The 15,782-nt window shown below is 57.4% G+C and carries 16 protein-coding genes and 1 riboswitch; of the genes, 10 read left to right on the plus strand and 6 right to left on the minus strand.

The window, feature by feature from the left end; all coding sequences use genetic code 11:
• Window positions 1-405: 405 nt before the first annotated feature.
• Both purH and purD read left to right on the plus strand, forming a co-directional pair.
• Complete coding sequence (gene purH / locus ACOTWU_RS23455; RefSeq protein ID WP_421625798.1) at window positions 406-1,995, plus strand: bifunctional phosphoribosylaminoimidazolecarboxamide formyltransferase/IMP cyclohydrolase; 1,590 nt, start codon at window positions 406-408, stop codon at window positions 1,993-1,995.
• 15 nt (window positions 1,996-2,010) lie between these two features.
• Window positions 2,011-3,303 (plus strand): phosphoribosylamine--glycine ligase, encoded by a 1,293-nt coding sequence (purD, locus tag ACOTWU_RS23460; RefSeq protein WP_015569963.1) that lies wholly within the window; start codon window positions 2,011-2,013, stop codon window positions 3,301-3,303.
• A 47-nt stretch (window positions 3,304-3,350) separates the two neighbouring features.
• Here purD and ACOTWU_RS23465 read toward each other — a convergent pair whose 3' ends face one another.
• The 6 genes from ACOTWU_RS23465 to nudC all read right to left on the minus strand — a co-directional run bounded on the left by ACOTWU_RS23465 (window position 3,351) and on the right by nudC (window position 7,703).
• Window positions 3,351-4,043 carry a DUF1481 domain-containing protein gene (locus ACOTWU_RS23465; protein ID WP_017384076.1) on the minus strand — a complete coding sequence of 231 codons (693 nt, stop codon included), beginning with the start codon at window positions 4,041-4,043 and terminating at the stop codon, window positions 3,351-3,353.
• Window positions 4,044-4,054: 11 nt separating this feature from the next.
• A complete protein-coding gene (hupA, locus tag ACOTWU_RS23470; protein ID WP_002445246.1) occupies window positions 4,055-4,327 on the minus strand; it encodes a nucleoid-associated protein HU-alpha in 273 nt (90 codons plus the stop codon).
• A 186-nt stretch (window positions 4,328-4,513) separates the two neighbouring features.
• Window positions 4,514-5,104 carry a YjaG family protein gene (locus tag ACOTWU_RS23475; RefSeq protein ID WP_003862310.1) on the minus strand — a complete coding sequence of 197 codons (591 nt, stop codon included), beginning with the start codon at window positions 5,102-5,104 and terminating at the stop codon, window positions 4,514-4,516.
• Between the two features lie 41 nt (window positions 5,105-5,145).
• Window positions 5,146-5,817: a deoxyribonuclease V gene (nfi, locus tag ACOTWU_RS23480; RefSeq protein ID WP_003862312.1), complete on the minus strand. Its 672-nt coding sequence runs from the start codon at window positions 5,815-5,817 to the stop codon at window positions 5,146-5,148.
• 9 nt (window positions 5,818-5,826) lie between these two features.
• Complete coding sequence (gene hemE / locus ACOTWU_RS23485; protein ID WP_022650209.1) at window positions 5,827-6,891, minus strand: uroporphyrinogen decarboxylase; 1,065 nt, start codon at window positions 6,889-6,891, stop codon at window positions 5,827-5,829.
• 38 nt (window positions 6,892-6,929) lie between these two features.
• Window positions 6,930-7,703 (minus strand): NAD(+) diphosphatase, encoded by a 774-nt coding sequence (gene nudC / locus ACOTWU_RS23490; protein ID WP_047052401.1) that lies wholly within the window; start codon window positions 7,701-7,703, stop codon window positions 6,930-6,932.
• 95 nt (window positions 7,704-7,798) lie between these two features.
• On the opposite strand from nudC, the gene ACOTWU_RS23495 reads away from it, so the two are divergent.
• From ACOTWU_RS23495 to ACOTWU_RS23530, 8 genes are all read left to right on the plus strand, one after another.
• Window positions 7,799-8,296 carry an Rsd/AlgQ family anti-sigma factor gene (locus ACOTWU_RS23495; RefSeq protein ID WP_017384077.1) on the plus strand — a complete coding sequence of 166 codons (498 nt, stop codon included), beginning with the start codon at window positions 7,799-7,801 and terminating at the stop codon, window positions 8,294-8,296.
• 54 nt (window positions 8,297-8,350) lie between these two features.
• Window positions 8,351-8,460: riboswitch (TPP riboswitch) on the plus strand.
• Window positions 8,461-8,539: 79 nt separating this feature from the next.
• Entirely contained in the window at window positions 8,540-10,435 is a 1,896-nt protein-coding gene (gene thiC, locus ACOTWU_RS23500) for a phosphomethylpyrimidine synthase ThiC (protein WP_015569968.1), read from the plus strand.
• Window positions 10,435-11,076, plus strand: a complete 642-nt coding sequence (gene thiE, locus ACOTWU_RS23505; protein ID WP_047062493.1) for a thiamine phosphate synthase — start codon at window positions 10,435-10,437, stop codon at window positions 11,074-11,076. The genes thiC and thiE overlap by 1 nt, the downstream gene beginning before the upstream one ends.
• A complete protein-coding gene (gene thiF, locus ACOTWU_RS23510; protein WP_421625799.1) occupies window positions 11,063-11,818 on the plus strand; it encodes a thiazole biosynthesis adenylyltransferase ThiF in 756 nt (251 codons plus the stop codon). The genes thiE and thiF overlap by 14 nt, the downstream gene beginning before the upstream one ends.
• Window positions 11,802-12,002, plus strand: a complete 201-nt coding sequence (gene thiS / locus ACOTWU_RS23515; protein ID WP_015569971.1) for a sulfur carrier protein ThiS — start codon at window positions 11,802-11,804, stop codon at window positions 12,000-12,002. Before thiF ends, thiS begins: the two co-directional genes overlap by 17 nt.
• A 1-nt stretch (window position 12,003) precedes the next feature.
• Window positions 12,004-12,771, plus strand: a complete 768-nt coding sequence (gene thiG / locus ACOTWU_RS23520; protein WP_015569972.1) for a thiazole synthase — start codon at window positions 12,004-12,006, stop codon at window positions 12,769-12,771.
• Window positions 12,771-13,898: a 2-iminoacetate synthase ThiH gene (thiH, locus tag ACOTWU_RS23525; protein ID WP_063133332.1), complete on the plus strand. Its 1,128-nt coding sequence runs from the start codon at window positions 12,771-12,773 to the stop codon at window positions 13,896-13,898. Before thiG ends, thiH begins: the two co-directional genes overlap by 1 nt.
• 338 nt (window positions 13,899-14,236) lie before the next feature.
• Entirely contained in the window at window positions 14,237-15,778 is a 1,542-nt protein-coding gene (locus ACOTWU_RS23530; protein ID WP_220719789.1) for a sensor domain-containing diguanylate cyclase, read from the plus strand.
• The last annotated feature ends 4 nt before the right edge of the window (window positions 15,779-15,782 follow it).

The following is a 15,782-nucleotide window of genomic DNA, read 5'->3' on the forward strand; positions in this document are numbered from 1 at the left end:
CTTCAGCGCTCTGTCGCGAGGTGGCGTATATTACGCTTTCCTCTTTCAGAGTCAACCCGTTATTTCAGGATTTTTTCTCTTCAACCGACCGGGTTGTTTGTGAAGTGATTCACATCCGCCGTGTCGATGGAGGCGCATTATAGGGAGTTCTCCGCAGGCCGCAACCGCTAAATGACAGAAAAATGACTGACTGCTGCATTCCACAGCAAAACCCCGCCTTATACCTTTTTACACACAGACTTATCCACAATGATACGAAAAAGTAAAAATGTGCGAGCGTTGCGCAAACGTTTTCGTTAAAATGCTCGCGCTTCACAAGGATGCCTCGTCAGGTGTGTTAGATGAGTTTTTCACAGGAAAATTCATCTAACGCTCTCTGTAATCGTGAAATCCAGGGGATTTACCATGCAACAACGTCGTCCAGTCCGCCGCGCTCTGCTCAGTGTTTCTGATAAAGCCGGTATCGTCGAATTCGCTCAGGCACTTTCTGCACGTGGCGTAGAGCTGCTTTCTACAGGCGGTACCGCTCGCCTGTTAGCAGATAAAGGTCTGCCGGTAACCGAAGTGTCCGATTACACCGGTTTCCCGGAAATGATGGATGGACGCCTCAAAACCCTGCACCCGAAAGTGCACGGCGGTATTCTGGGCCGTCGCGGTCAGGACGACGGCATTATGGAGCAGCACAATATTGCCCCCATCGACATGGTGGTTGTTAACCTCTACCCGTTCGCCCAGACCGTTGCCCGCGAAGGCTGTTCTCTGGAAGACGCTGTTGAGAATATCGACATCGGCGGCCCGACCATGGTGCGCTCCGCAGCCAAGAACCATAAAGATGTAGCCATCGTGGTAAAGAGCAGTGACTACAACGCCATTATTAATGAGATGGATGCCAACGAAGGGTCCCTGACGCTTGAAACGCGTTTCGATCTCGCCATCAAAGCCTTCGAGCATACCGCCGCCTGCGACAGCATGATCGCCAACTACTTCGGTAGCCTGGTACCTGCCTACCACGGTGAAAGCAAAGATCCTTCTGGCCGCTTCCCGCGCACCCTGAATCTGAACTTCATTAAGAAGCAGGATATGCGTTACGGCGAGAACAGCCACCAGCAGGCTGCCTTCTATATAGAAGAAGAGGTAAAAGAAGCCTCTGTAGCGACTGCCCAGCAGGTACAGGGCAAAGCCCTCTCCTATAACAACATTGCCGATACCGACGCCGCGCTGGAATGCGTGAAAGAGTTCAGCGAGCCAGCCTGCGTTATCGTCAAGCACGCCAACCCATGCGGCGTTGCGGTAAGTGCGTCTATTCTGGAAGCTTACGATCGCGCCTACAAAACCGACCCGACCTCCGCGTTCGGCGGCATTATCGCCTTCAACCGCGAGCTGGATGCGGAAACCGCGCAGGCCATCATCTCCCGTCAGTTTGTCGAAGTGATCATCGCGCCATCAGCATCCGAAGAGGCGCTGAAAATCACCGCGGCGAAACAGAACGTGCGCGTACTGGTTTGCGGCCAGTGGGCAGAGCGCGTTCCAGGCCTGGACTTCAAGCGCGTGAACGGCGGGCTGCTGGTTCAGGACCGCGATCTGGGTATGGTGGGCGAAGCCGATCTGCGTGTCGTCACCAAACGTCAGCCAACCGAGCAGGAACTGCGTGACGCGCTGTTCTGCTGGAAAGTGGCGAAGTTTGTGAAATCCAACGCCATCGTCTACGCCAAAGAGAACATGACCATCGGAATAGGCGCAGGCCAGATGAGCCGCGTTTACTCTGCGAAAATCGCGGGTATTAAAGCAGGTGACGAAGGTCTGGAAGTCAAAGGTTCCGCCATGGCCTCTGACGCCTTCTTCCCGTTCCGCGACGGTATCGACGCGGCCGCTGCTGTGGGCATCACCTGTGTGATCCAGCCTGGCGGTTCAATCCGTGATGACGAAGTGATTGCCGCTGCCGACGAGCATGGCATCGCAATGATCTTCACCGACATGCGCCACTTCCGCCATTAATCCCCGGAGCAGAAAATGAAAGTATTAGTGATTGGTAACGGCGGGCGCGAGCACGCCCTGGCGTGGAAAGCAGCGCAGTCTCCGCAGGTTGAAACCGTCTTTGTGGCACCGGGTAACGCCGGGACCGCGCTGGAGCCCGCACTACAGAACGTCGCCATCGGCGTAACCGACATCCCGGCGCTGCTGAGCTTTGCCCAAAACGAGAATATCGATCTGACGATTGTTGGCCCGGAAGCACCGCTGGTGATCGGCGTTGTAGATGCCTTCCGCGCCGCGGGCCTGAAAATTTTCGGCCCAACGGAAGGGGCTGCGCAGCTGGAAGGCTCAAAAGCCTTCACCAAAGATTTTCTCGCGCGTCATAACATCCCGACGGCGGAATATCAGAACTTCACCGAGGTAGAGCCTGCTCTGGCTTACCTGCGTGAAAAAGGCGCGCCGATTGTGATCAAAGCCGACGGCCTGGCTGCCGGGAAAGGCGTTATCGTGGCGATGACCCTCGAAGAAGCGGAAGCCGCCGTGCAGGATATGCTGGCGGGTAACGCCTTTGGCGACGCGGGCCACCGCATCGTGATTGAAGAGTTCCTCGACGGCGAAGAAGCGAGCTTTATCGTGATGGTTGACGGCGAGCACGTTCTGCCGATGGCGACCAGCCAGGATCACAAGCGCGTAGGCAATGCCGACACGGGGCCAAACACCGGCGGGATGGGAGCTTACTCCCCTGCTCCGGTGGTCACTGACGAAGTACACCAGCGCACCATGGACCGCATCATCTGGCCAACCGTGAAGGGGATGGCTGCGGAAGGCAATACCTACACCGGTTTCCTTTACGCAGGCCTGATGATCGACAAGCAGGGTAACCCGAAGGTGATTGAATTCAACTGCCGCTTCGGCGATCCGGAAACCCAGCCGATCATGCTGCGCATGAAGTCCGATCTGGTTGATCTGTGTCTGGCGGCGTGCGAAGGCAAGCTGGACGAGAAAACTTCCGAGTGGGACGAGCGAGCCTCTTTAGGTGTGGTGATTGCTGCGGGTGGCTATCCGGGTAGCTACAACACCGGAGATGAGATCCACGGCCTGCCGCTGGAAGAGATTGACGGTGCGAAGGTGTTCCACGCCGGTACAAAGCTCTCTGACGACGACCGCGTGCTCACCAACGGCGGTCGCGTGCTGTGTGCGACCGCGCTGGGCCAGACCGTGGCAGAGGCGCAGAAGCGCGCCTATGCGCTGATGGCGGATATTCACTGGAATGGCAGCTTCAGCCGCCAGGATATCGGCTATCGTGCCATTGCGCGGGAGCAGGGAGAGTAATTTCCCCCTCACCCTAACCCTCTCCCTCAAGGGAGAGGGGATTTACGTCAGAAACTCTTCTCTGTCGGCTGCCAGGTGCAGAAATCTTCATTCGCCACCAGCAACAGCTGAGAGCCTTCCGGCGCTTCCAGCCATGCCACACTCACCTCCACAGATGAATGCCGCTGACGACGCTGAATGTGTTCGGTTGCCCAGGATTCAAGCTCAGGCTTCACCGTCTGCCCTTCGCAGGTGGTCACCGTGCCGTCGGCATGCCAGCGCCCCTGGCGCAGCACCACGCGGCCCTGACGCAGCGCATCGCTGGTCTGGCGGAGTTGTTCAGCACGGTAGCGGTAGAGAGCGACCTGATCGCTGGAAAGCTGCTGTTTCAGTCCACTGACCTCATGCTGCATAAAGCTCAGCTCGCCGTGGTCGTCGAAACGCACCTTCACGTGTTCGGGAGTCTTACTGTAGATATTCAGTTCAATGAGCGACAGCGCATCGCCCTGCCAGCGGTATTCTGCGGTCGAGGTGTTGCCGTTATGCCACGGGCTGAATGCGGTGAGCATATGGACTTCATCGCTGGAATCTTTGCGCCAGATCCTGACCGCACCCTGGTTGTCAGCATAGCCGCTGGCGGTAAACGGGGGGAGTGAGGAATCATGGCTACAGGCAGACAGCAACAGTACGCCTGCCAGCGCGAGTGTTCCACGCCAGAATGACAAAAGGGGCGTTGCCGCCCCTTCGTTAAAACTGTTCACTGCCACGCGTCTTACTTAACTGCGTCTTTCAGTGCTTTACCAGAAACAAATGCCGGCACGTTAGCTGCGGCGATTTTGATTTCTTTACCGGTCTGCGGGTTGCGGCCAGTACGCTCAGCGCGGTGGTTCACTTTGAAGGTACCGAAACCAACCAGTTGTACAGCATCGCCTTCTTTCAGAGACTCAGTAATAGCAGCCAGGGTAGATTCCAGAGCAGCTTTAGCCTGCACTTTAGACAGATCAGCCTTGTCCGCAATTACATCAATCAGTTGAGTCTTGTTCATAAGTTATCCTTTCAATGTGTTTATCGCTTGCTAAGCATCGAGTGCGACGAAAATGCCAAAAAAGCACTCTCCTGCATACACGCACCGATAGCCACTTTTTTTCGCCCCCCAAATGTAGACCAGACGGGGGGCGAAAGGGAAGAGTCGAGGAGTGACAAAACAGGCGTTAAATCACGTTTTGTTGTCTCATTGGTTAAAAATTATACCAATATTGCTCTCACCAGCCTCGCGAAGGTCCGCGCGAAGCCCTTTGATCAGCTCAATATCACGTTCTTCACACTCCGCCAGCAGACGGAAAATTTCCCACTGAATATCCCATTCCTGTTCAACCGCCGGGTTAGCACGCAGCTCCTCGTCGGTCATTTCACGGCCTTCCTGGGTCATTTCCAGCATCGCAACGGTGGTAATGGATGCCTTACTGACTTCAATGGCGTGTTCCAGGGTTTCACCGCTCAGACGGGAGTGGATCAGCTCGCTCAACGCCACACAGGCATCAATGGCCGGGTAGACGCCATACAGGTCGAAATCATCCGCAGCCGGAATAGCCTCTTCCAGCTTTTCGAGCTGAGAGTCAAAATTTACCTTCGCATCTTTGACCGTCAGCGTCTCCCAGATTAAATCCAGGATACGACGATAAATCTGGCCTTCGCCAAACGCCGTCTGCTTGCAGAACGCGGCATAGTTGGGATACATGCGCTCGCACAGGCAAGCCATAAACGTCACGTGCTGCCAGCTTTCCAGCTTCTCAAGGCGCAGATGAATCGGGTTTTGTAACATGATGATGTCTCGAATCGAAAATTAGCCGCAGTTTACCTGAATCACGGCTGAATTTCCTGCCAACGAATGAATGCCGGACGTGAAGAGGCCACGGCGTCAGCCCAGCGGGTTGGCTCAGGTAAACGGTAGCCCTTCATACAGCGTTGCACCCACGCCAGTGCGCTATCCATGCTGACCCGATGCCCGGTGGCGATAAACAACGGGTTGCAGCGCGCTTTACTGCGCCAGACCCACGCCAGCTGCTCGCCTTTATGGATAAGCGGCGCCAGTGCGCCCGGTTCGGCAGAGAGCGGCTCAAACGCGCCGCACAGGCGTTTTTTCGCTACGCCGATGGTCGGCACGTCCACCAGCAGACCAAAGTGGCTGGCGACGCCTAAGCGACGCGGATGGGAGATACCATGCCCATCAACAAACAGTAGATCGGGTTTTTGCGAGAGTTGCTCCCACGCGGCCAGCAGCGCGGGATATTCGCGGAAGGAGAGAAAGCCGGGGATATAGGGCATGGTGGTGGCGATACGCGCCACTTTGTACTCCACCAGCTCCAGCGAAGGGTATTTCAGCACCACCATCGCCGCTCGCGTCACTTCACCACCCTGCTCAAATCCGACGTCCGCCCCGCCAATGTACCGCGGAGGGTCCGTATCCAGACGATCCTCGCGGATCACTGATGAAGCCAGTTCGATTTGCTGAGCGCGTAGCGACGCGAGATCCATAACCACTCCTTACTTATGATACTGGGCAGAAAGCCGATGCACCGCCTCCACAAATACGCCAGCGTGTTCTGGCGGTACATCCTGATGAATACCGTGACCGAGGTTGAAGACGTGGCCTTCGCCCTGGCCGAAACCAGACAGTATAGTCGACACTTCTTCTTCGATACGGGCAGGCTGCGCATAGAGCATGGACGGATCCATGTTGCCCTGGAGCGCCACTTTGTCCCCCACGCGACGGCGCGCATCGGCAATATCGGTGGTCCAGTCGAGGCCCAGCGCGTCGCAGCCGGTGGCCGCCATCGCTTCCAGCCACTGACCGCCGCCTTTGGTAAACAGCGTCACCGGCACGCGACGGCCTTCGTTTTCACGCAGCAGGCCATCGACAATTTTGTGCATGTAGTACAGGGAGAACTGCTGATAATCACGTCCGGTCAGCACGCCGCCCCAGGTGTCGAAAATCATCACCGACTGCGCGCCCGCTTTAATCTGCGCGTTGAGATAGAGCGTGACGCTCTTCGCCAGCTTGTCGAGCAGGGCATGCAGGGCCAGCGGCTCGGCGTACATCATCTTTTTGATGACGGTAAAGGCTTTGCTGCTGCCGCCTTCCACCATGTAGGTGGCCAGCGTCCACGGACTACCGGAGAAGCCAATCAGCGGCACGTCGCCTTTCAGTTCGCGGCGAATGGTGCGCACGGCGTTCATCACATAGCCCAGCTCGCCTTCAGGATCGGGGATCGGCAGCTTATCAACGTCGGCTTTGCTTTTGATCGGAGAGGTAAAACGCGGGCCTTCTCCGGTTTCGAAATAGAGCCCAAGGCCCATCGCATCCGGAATGGTGAGAATGTCCGAAAAAAGAATGGCGGCATCGAGCGGGAAGCGGCGCAGCGGCTGGAGCGTCACTTCACAGGCCAGCTCGGCGTTTTTGCACAGCGACATAAAATCGCCTGCCTGCGCGCGCGTGGCTTTGTACTCTGGCAGATAGCGTCCCGCCTGGCGCATCATCCACACCGGGGTGACATCAACGGGCTGGCGCAGCAGCGCACGCAGATAACGATCGTTCTTCAGTTCGGTCATTTTGCAGTTCCTTATTGCGTCAGTCCGTCAGTGTAACACTACTCATACTCGGCCCGACACATTGCCACGGTATCTTCTATCAGGCGACGCGCCACCGTTCCCGGTGGGGGCAGCAGCGGTAAATCGTCGTAGCGATACCAGTTCGCCTCCAGCAGCTCTTTCTGATCGATAACAATCTCGCCGCTGTCGTATTCCGCCATAAACGCGGTCATCAGGGACATCGGGAACGGCCACGGCTGCGACGTCACATAGCGCAGGTTTTTCACCTTAATGCCGCTCTCCTCCATCACCTCGCGCGCCACCGCCTGTTCCAGCGTTTCGCCGACTTCCACGAACCCGGCGAGGACGGTGTGAATGCCGTTGCGATGGCGGGTATGCTGCGCCAGCAGGATGGAATCATCACGGCGGATGGCGACAATGATGCACGGTGCGATTTGCGGGTAGTAGCGTTCACGGCAGTGGCCGCAGAGCATTGCCCACTCGGTTTTGCTCGGGTGCATGGTGTGGCCGCAGTAGCCGCAGTATTTGTGCGAGCGGTAAAACTCCGCCAGCTGCACGCCGCGCCCCGCCAGCTGGAACAGGCCGACGTCCAGATCCAACACCTGACGAACGGATCCCATATCCTGACGACGAGCCTGTTGGATCAACCATACCGGATCGCCCTGCCACTCGCCGATCCGCAGCGCCGGTTGACCGACGAGATCGAAGATGTCTGCCGCACCGTAGGGTATCTCCCCACCGGGCAGCCATAATTTTTGTTCGTGACTGACGATCCACCAACCCAGATCTGATTTTTCAATAATACGATCCATATCTATTGCACTACCTTCGCTTCACTGACATGTTGTTAGCATTATGGTTACATTTTGGATAAGCAGATCCCATTCTAAACCTTATGGAGTCGACCATGTTAAACCAGCTGGAAAGCCTGACTGAGCGCGTTGGAGGAAGTAACACCCTGGTGGATCGCTGGCTACATGTGCGCAAGCATCTACTCGTGGCGTATTACAATCTGGTTGGTCTTAAGCCTGGCAAAGAATCCTTTATGCGGCTGAATGAAAAAGCGCTGGACGACTTCTGTCAGAGCCTGGTCGACTACCTCTCCGACGGCCATTTCAACCTTTATGAACGCATTATCCGCGAAATGGAAGGGACAACGCCGTATTTAGCGGCCAGCAAACTCTGTCCGCTGCTGGAAGCCAACACCCAGCAGATAATGGACTACTACGATTCCACGCTAGAGAACGCTATCGATCACGATAACTATCTTGAGTTTCAGCAGGCGCTTTCCGATCTTGGCGAAGCGCTGGAAGAGCGATTCACGCTGGAAGACAAGCTCATCGCCCTCGTGCTGGACAACAACCTGAATATCAGCACCAGCGATAACGTTGCGCGCCCTGCTTGAGTTCTTAATCGTTAACGAGTAATTTACAACCATTCGCCCCTCTCACGAGGGGGATTTTTCTTGTCGGAGTGCCCAGTGTGAAAGCACGGGCTGAGACCGTTAATTCGGGATCCGCGGAACCTGATCAGGTTAATACCTGCGAAGGGAACAAGAGTCACACTGCTGTTGTATCGCCCCTGAGGCGATCTTCTCTTGCTTCATCCGTCGTCTGACAAGCCATGTCCTTCACATCTGGAATGAGCTATGTCTACAACAAAACTGACCCGCCGCGAACAGCGCGAACACGCACAACGCTTCATCGACACCCTGGAAGGCACCGCTTTCCCGAACTCAACGCGCATCTACATCACCGGTTCACAGGCTGATATCCGCGTGCCGATGCGCGAAATCCAGCTCAGCCCGACGCTTATCGGCGGCAGCAAAGAAAACCCGCAGTTTGAAGATAACGAAGCCGTGCCGGTGTATGACACCTCCGGCCCGTACGGCGACCCTTCTGTTGCTATCAACGTACAGCAGGGTCTGGCAAAACTGCGCCAGCCGTGGATTGACGCCCGTAACGACTGCGAAGAACTGAGCGTGCGCAGCTCGGCGTATACCAACGCGCGCCTGGCCGACGACGGTCTGGACGAGCTGCGCTTTACCGGCCTGCTGACGCCGAAACGCGCTAAAGCGGGCAAATGCGTCACCCAGCTGCACTACGCGCGCCAGGGTATCGTCACGCCGGAGATGGAGTTCATCGCCATCCGCGAAAACATGGGCCGTGAGCGCATCCGCAGCGAAGTGCTGCGCCACCAGCATCCTGGTGAAGGGTTTGGCGCTCGCCTGCCGGAAAACATCACGCCGGAATTTGTGCGTGACGAAGTGGCCGCCGGGCGCGCCATTATCCCCGCCAACATCAACCACCCGGAATCCGAGCCGATGATTATCGGCCGCAACTTCCTGGTGAAGGTCAACGCCAACATCGGCAACTCAGCGGTGACGTCATCCATCGAAGAAGAGGTGGAAAAGCTGGTCTGGTCGACGCGCTGGGGCGCGGACACGGTGATGGACCTTTCCACTGGCCGCTATATTCATGAGACCCGCGAGTGGATCCTGCGTAACAGCCCGGTGCCGATTGGCACCGTCCCGATTTATCAGGCGCTGGAGAAGGTCAACGGCATCGCCGAAAACCTCACCTGGGAAGCGTTCCGCGACACGCTGCTGGAGCAGGCCGAGCAGGGCGTGGACTACTTCACCATCCACGCGGGCGTGCTGCTGCGCTACGTGCCGATGACGGCGAAACGTCTGACCGGTATCGTCTCACGCGGCGGTTCGATTATGGCTAAATGGTGCCTTTCCCATCATCAGGAAAACTTCCTCTACGAACACTTCCGCGAAATCTGCGAAATTTGCGCCGCGTACGACGTCTCCCTGTCGCTGGGCGACGGCCTGCGTCCTGGCTCCATCCGCGATGCTAACGACGAGGCGCAGTTTGCCGAGCTGCACACGCTGGGCGAGCTGACCAAAATCGCCTGGGAGTACGACGTGCAGGTGATGATTGAAGGCCCGGGCCATGTGCCGATGCAGATGATCCGTCGCAACATGACCGAGGAGCTGGAGCACTGCCACGAAGCACCGTTCTACACCCTGGGGCCGTTGACCACCGATATTGCGCCGGGCTACGACCACTTCACGTCAGGCATTGGCGCGGCGATGATCGGCTGGTTCGGCTGCGCCATGCTCTGCTACGTGACGCCGAAAGAGCACCTCGGGCTGCCAAACAAAGAGGACGTGAAGCAGGGGCTGATCACCTACAAGATTGCCGCCCACGCGGCGGATCTGGCGAAAGGCCATCCGGGCGCGCAAATTCGCGACAACGCCATGTCCAAAGCGCGCTTTGAATTCCGCTGGGAAGACCAGTTTAACCTGGCCCTCGATCCGTTCACCGCCCGCGCCTATCACGACGAAACCCTGCCGCAGGAATCGGGCAAAGTTGCGCACTTCTGCTCCATGTGCGGACCTAAATTCTGCTCGATGAAGATCAGCCAGGAAGTACGCGATTACGCCGCCGCGCAGACCATTGAAGTCGGCATGGCGGACATGTCGGAAACCTTCCGCGCGAAAGGCGGCGAAATCTACCTCAAAAAGGAGGAGGCGTAATGTACCAGCCCGATTTCCCCTCCGTGCCCTTCCGCTTAGGGCTTTACCCGGTGGTGGACAGCGTGGAGTGGATCGCCCGCCTGCTGGAAGCTGGCGTTCGCACCCTCCAGCTACGCATCAAGGATAAACGCGATGAAGAGGTGGAGGCCGACGTGATCGCCGCTATCGCGCTGGGACGTCGCTACCACGCCCGCCTGTTTATCAACGACTACTGGCGGCTGGCGGTTAAACACCAGGCGTACGGCGTGCATCTGGGACAGGAAGATCTGGAAACGACCGATCTCAACGCGATCCGTGACGCCGGTCTGCGGCTGGGCGTTTCTACCCACGATGATATGGAGATCAACGTGGCGCTGGCGGCCCGCCCCTCTTACATCGCGCTCGGGCACGTTTTCCCAACGCAAACCAAACAGATGCCGTCCGCTCCACAGGGTTTGACGCAGCTGGCGGCCCACGTTAAGCGCCTTGCCGATTACCCCACCGTCGCCATCGGCGGGATCAGTCTTGAACGTGCGCCCGCGGTGCTGGAGACCGGCGTCGGCAGTATCGCCGTCGTCAGCGCTATCACCCAGGCGGCAGACTGGCAGGCCGCCACCGCGCAGCTTTTACAACTGGCAGGAGCAGGTGATGAAAGATCGTGATTTTATGCGTTACAGCCGCCAGATCCTGCTGGAGGATATCGCCATCGAGGGGCAGCAAAAGCTGCTCGCCAGCCGGGTACTGATTGTCGGTCTGGGCGGATTAGGCACCCCCGCCGCGCTGTATCTGGCCGGCGCGGGCGTGGGCACGCTGGTGCTGGCCGATGACGACGAGGTACATCTCAGCAATCTGCAACGGCAAATTCTCTTTACGACAGAAGATATCAACCAGCCTAAAGCGCACGTTACGCGCCAGCGGCTGAACCAGCTTAACCCCGATATCGAACTGGTCGCACTCCAGACGCGGCTGAGCGGGGAATATCTGCAACGCGAAGTGGCCCTTGCCGACGTGGTGCTGGACTGTACGGACAATATGGCGACACGTCAGGCCATCAACGCGGCCTGTGTTGCGCAGAACACGCCGCTGATCACCGCCAGCGCGGTCGGTTTCGGTGGGCAAATAATGGTGCTTACGCCGCCGTGGGCACAGGGCTGCTACCGCTGCCTGTGGCCGGACGAGGCTGAACCGGAGCGTAACTGCCGCACGGCAGGCATTCTGGGCCCGGTGGTGGGCGTGATGGGTACTCTTCAGGCGCTGGAGGCCATCAAGTTGCTCAGCGGCATGGTGACAGAACGCAACACGCTGCGGCTGTTCGACGCCCGCTCTAGCGGCTGGCGTCATCTGGCGTTAAACCGTGCCAGCCACTGCCCGGTATGCGGAGGCCGCAATGCGCATTCTGTTTAACGATGAGCCGATGACGTGCGACGACGATCTCACCGTTGCCGCCCTGCTCGACATGCTGCGCCAGCTGAAGCCGGGAACGGCGCTGGCGCTCAATCAACAGATCCTGCCGCGCGAGCGGTGGGAACATCAGCAGGTCAATGAGGGCGACCAGATCCTGCTGTTTCAGGTTATCGCAGGGGGCTGAGATGTTACGTATTGCCGACAAAGTCTTTGATTCACATCTGTTTACCGGAACCGGAAAATTCGCCTCCCCGCAACTGATGGTGGATGCCATTCGTGAAAGCGGCAGCCAGCTGGTGACGCTGGCGATGAAGCGCGTGGATTTGCGTCAGCACAACGATGCCATACTTGCGCCGTTACTGGAGGCAGGCGTGACGCTCTTACCGAATACCTCCGGTGCGAAAACGGCCGAGGAAGCAATTTTCGCTGCGCAACTGGCGCGGGAAGCGCTCGGCACCCGCTGGCTGAAGCTGGAAATTCATCCGGACGCCCGCTGGCTGTTGCCCGATCCGATCGAAACCCTGAAAGCGGCAGAAAAGCTGGTGCAGCAGGGGTTTACCGTTCTGCCCTACTGTGGTGCCGATCCTGTGCTGTGCAAGCGTCTGGAAGAGGTCGGCTGCGCGGCTGTAATGCCGCTAGGGGCGCCCATTGGCTCCAACCAGGGACTGGAGACCCGGGCGATGCTGGAGATCATCATCGAGCAGGCGACCGTGCCCGTGGTGGTGGATGCGGGCATCGGCGTACCCAGTCACGCCGCGCAGGCGCTGGAGATAGGGGCCGATGCGGTGCTGGTCAATACCGCGATTGCGGTGGCCGACGACCCGGTGATGATGGCGCGTGCGTTCCGCCTTGCCGTGGAGTCCGGTCTGCTGGCTCGGCAGTCCGGCCCCGGCTCGCGCAGTGTTCAGGCGCAGGCCACCAGCCCGCTGACCGATTTTCTGGAGGCGCTCTGATGGCTACCTTTACCGATCGCTGGCGTCAGCTTAACTGGGACGATATTGCCTTACGCATCAACAGTAAAACCTCTGCGGACGTAGAGCGGGCATTAACAGCCCGGCATTTGACCCGCGAGGATTTGATGGCCCTGCTTTCTCCGGCAGCCAGCGCGTACCTTGAACCGATGGCCCAGCGCGCGCAACGCCTCACCCGCCAGCGCTTTGGCAACACGGTGAGCTTTTACGTGCCGCTCTATCTTTCTAACCTGTGCGCCAACGACTGCACCTATTGTGGCTTCTCCATGAGCAACCGTATTAAGCGTAAAACGCTGGATGAGCATGAGATCGCCCGCGAGTGTGCGGCTATTCGTGAGATGGGTTTTGAACATCTCCTGCTGGTGACGGGTGAACATCAGGGCAAAGTGGGGATGGACTATTTTCGCCAGCATCTTCCGGCCATCCGCCGCGAATTTGCCTCGTTGCAAATGGAAGTGCAGCCTCTGTCGCAGGAGGAATATGCAGAGCTGAAAACCCTCGGGCTGGACGGCGTAATGGTTTATCAGGAAACCTACCATGAGGCGACCTATGCCCGGCATCACCTGAAAGGGAAGAAGCAGGATTTCATCTTTCGGCTGGAAACGCCGGACAGGCTGGGGCGCGCCGGTATCGATAAAATTGGGCTGGGCGCGCTTATCGGTCTGTCCGACAGCTGGCGGGTGGACTGCTATATGGTGGCGGAGCATCTGCTGTGGCTACAGCAGCAGTACTGGCAAAGCCGCTATTCCATCTCTTTCCCGCGACTGCGTCCCTGTACGGGAGGCGTTGAACCCGCCTCGCTGATGGATGAGCGCCAGCTGGTGCAAACCCTGTGTGCATTTCGCCTGTTCGCGCCGGAAGTGGAATTGTCGCTCTCCACGCGTGAATCCCCCGCGTTTCGCGACCGCGCGATCCCGCTGGCGATCAATAACGTCAGCGCCTTTTCCAAAACGCAGCCGGGCGGTTACGCGGACGATCACCCGGAACTGGAACAGTTTGCACCGCACGACGGCCGACGGCCCGAAGCGGTGGCGGAAGCCCTGACTGCACAGGGGCTACAGCCGGTGTGGAAAGACTGGGATAGCTGGCTGGGAAGAGCCTCGCATTAGCGCTGAAACTGTCTGCAAAAATGCGAAAAGGTTACGAGGCGGCTCGTAAGATCATAACCGGGCGATTGAGGCGATCTGCCCGGTTTTCTTATGCTTAACCACGTCAGCAACGGACGCTGACCAGGGTGAAAATGCTTCTTCCTCGTTTCGCCCTGCCCTCCGCCTCTTAAACAAAATTCAATTGATACAATAAATACGTCGTTTCTTATCTACGCTTAAGATAAATCATCTCGTCGGTAATCGCCTTCTGTATAATTTACTACCAGCAACCGGACAGCGACTATGCTGAGGGTATCGACAGACGCAACGCGTCTACCATCTGGATTGATGTACAACTCATGGCACTCCACAGTAAAAAGCTCTCTTTTACCCGGCCAATTATGGTCAGCTTCGCGGGGATCCTGTTCAGTTTCGCGCTGATCGCCGTCCTGGTCATCCTTTCACAGAGAAAGGATTTTCTTGAGGATTATCATAAAATTAATGGTAATTTCACCCATAATCTGGCGGTGAACTATACCGAATCCATCCTGCGAGAAAATGACTATATTCTTGGTCGCGCTGCGATGTACTTCGCCCGTAACGACAGAGTAAATCAGACAATAAATATCGATCCGACACACGGTTTGCAGATGTTGATGCATTTGCAGAACCTGATGCCGACGGTGTCCTCTATCTCTCTGGCGGACACAGAAGGGCGCCATCTGCGCGCGCCGGAAGTGCTGCCAACGGAGAAAAGTAAGTCTTTCGACGCCAGAACCCGCCCATGGTTTGTCGGGCAAGCGGAAGCCAGCAACTTTCCTCACTACACCCGCCCCTATCTGGACTATTTCACCCAACATCCTACGGTCACTCTTTATAAGCCGGTCATTTCACCGGAAGGCCGTCTGAAGGGCACGCTCGCTTTCCATCTTGATTTAACGTCCATGGGGTATACCCTGCGCCAGATGGTGGCGCCGGTTCAGGGTGAGTTTTTTGTCGTGGAGCGTGACGGCGCCGTTGTGCTGCATCCGGACACGGGGGCGCTCTTTAAGCAGTACGTAAGCGAAGCGCTGATGGACAAAATGACCAGCGGCGAAGGCCATCTTTTCGACCCCAAAAGTAAAACCTGGTATTACTACTACTCTTTCACCAATCCGGACTGGTTTGTAATTTATCGGGTCTCCGATACCACGCTTACCGTCATCACCCGGCATGAAACCACCGTCGTCGGCTGGGGATTTGCGCTGGCGGCAATCATCATCATTTTGTTCGGGCTTTACCTTCGTCATGCCTCGCGTTCTGTGCTGATGAACATTATCAACGCCATCAAAACCGGCGACGTCAACCAGGCACCACGCCTTGAGGCGATGCTCAGCCATACCATTCGAACCAATAAAGAACGCGAGCTGGCCTATGTCCGTCAGGCCACCCATGATGCGCTGACAGGCTGCAAAAATCGCCGTGCGTTCGATAACGATGTGGATGAGCTGCTGACCGCTCATCAACCCTTCGTTCTGGCGCTGATCGACATCGATAACTTCAAATCCATTAACGACACCTGGGGCCACCTGAGCGGGGATATTGTGCTGCGCAACGTGGCGCGGGAAGGTATTCAGATCATGCAGCCGCACCAGGTTTCCGTTTACCGCTACGGTGGAGAAGAGTTCGGCGTGATATTCCCGGCCGAGCTGATGAACTCCGCGCACGCGCTACTGGAAGCCTGGCGCACCGCCGTTGAAAAGCGGACCTGGCGGGAAGAGAACCTGCGAGTGACCTTCAGCGCCGGGATGGGAGAGTGGCACTTCGAACCGCTGGAACAATTTATCGGTAGCGTAGATGAAGCGCTGTATACCGCTAAACAACAGGGTAAAAACCGCATCGTAAGCACGGCCAGCCGATAATACC

The sequence above is a fragment of the Enterobacter cloacae complex sp. GYL001 genome (assembly GCF_049237125.1).
GTDB lineage: Bacteria > Pseudomonadota > Gammaproteobacteria > Enterobacterales > Enterobacteriaceae > Enterobacter > Enterobacter hormaechei_C.

Excerpts from the sequence above, each read along its gene's own strand:
- purH (WP_421625798.1), top strand. The coding sequence starts at position 406 with ATGCAACAACGTCGTCCAGTCCGCCGCGCTCTGCTCAGTGTTTCTGAT.
- purD (WP_015569963.1), top strand. The coding sequence starts at position 2,011 with ATGAAAGTATTAGTGATTGGTAACGGCGGGCGCGAGCACGCCCTGGCG.
- hupA (WP_002445246.1), bottom strand. The coding sequence starts at position 4,327 with ATGAACAAGACTCAACTGATTGATGTAATTGCGGACAAGGCTGATCTG.
- ACOTWU_RS23475 (WP_003862310.1), bottom strand. The coding sequence starts at position 5,104 with ATGTTACAAAACCCGATTCATCTGCGCCTTGAGAAGCTGGAAAGCTGG.
- nfi (WP_003862312.1), bottom strand. The coding sequence starts at position 5,817 with ATGGATCTCGCGTCGCTACGCGCTCAGCAAATCGAACTGGCTTCATCA.
- hemE (WP_022650209.1), bottom strand. The coding sequence starts at position 6,891 with ATGACCGAACTGAAGAACGATCGTTATCTGCGTGCGCTGCTGCGCCAG.
- nudC (WP_047052401.1), bottom strand. The coding sequence starts at position 7,703 with ATGGATCGTATTATTGAAAAATCAGATCTGGGTTGGTGGATCGTCAGT.
- ACOTWU_RS23495 (WP_017384077.1), top strand. The coding sequence starts at position 7,799 with ATGTTAAACCAGCTGGAAAGCCTGACTGAGCGCGTTGGAGGAAGTAAC.
- thiC (WP_015569968.1), top strand. The coding sequence starts at position 8,540 with ATGTCTACAACAAAACTGACCCGCCGCGAACAGCGCGAACACGCACAA.
- thiE (WP_047062493.1), top strand. The coding sequence starts at position 10,435 with ATGTACCAGCCCGATTTCCCCTCCGTGCCCTTCCGCTTAGGGCTTTAC.
- thiF (WP_421625799.1), top strand. The coding sequence starts at position 11,063 with ATGAAAGATCGTGATTTTATGCGTTACAGCCGCCAGATCCTGCTGGAG.
- thiS (WP_015569971.1), top strand. The coding sequence starts at position 11,802 with ATGCGCATTCTGTTTAACGATGAGCCGATGACGTGCGACGACGATCTC.
- thiG (WP_015569972.1), top strand. The coding sequence starts at position 12,004 with ATGTTACGTATTGCCGACAAAGTCTTTGATTCACATCTGTTTACCGGA.
- thiH (WP_063133332.1), top strand. The coding sequence starts at position 12,771 with ATGGCTACCTTTACCGATCGCTGGCGTCAGCTTAACTGGGACGATATT.
- ACOTWU_RS23530 (WP_220719789.1), top strand. The coding sequence starts at position 14,237 with ATGGCACTCCACAGTAAAAAGCTCTCTTTTACCCGGCCAATTATGGTC.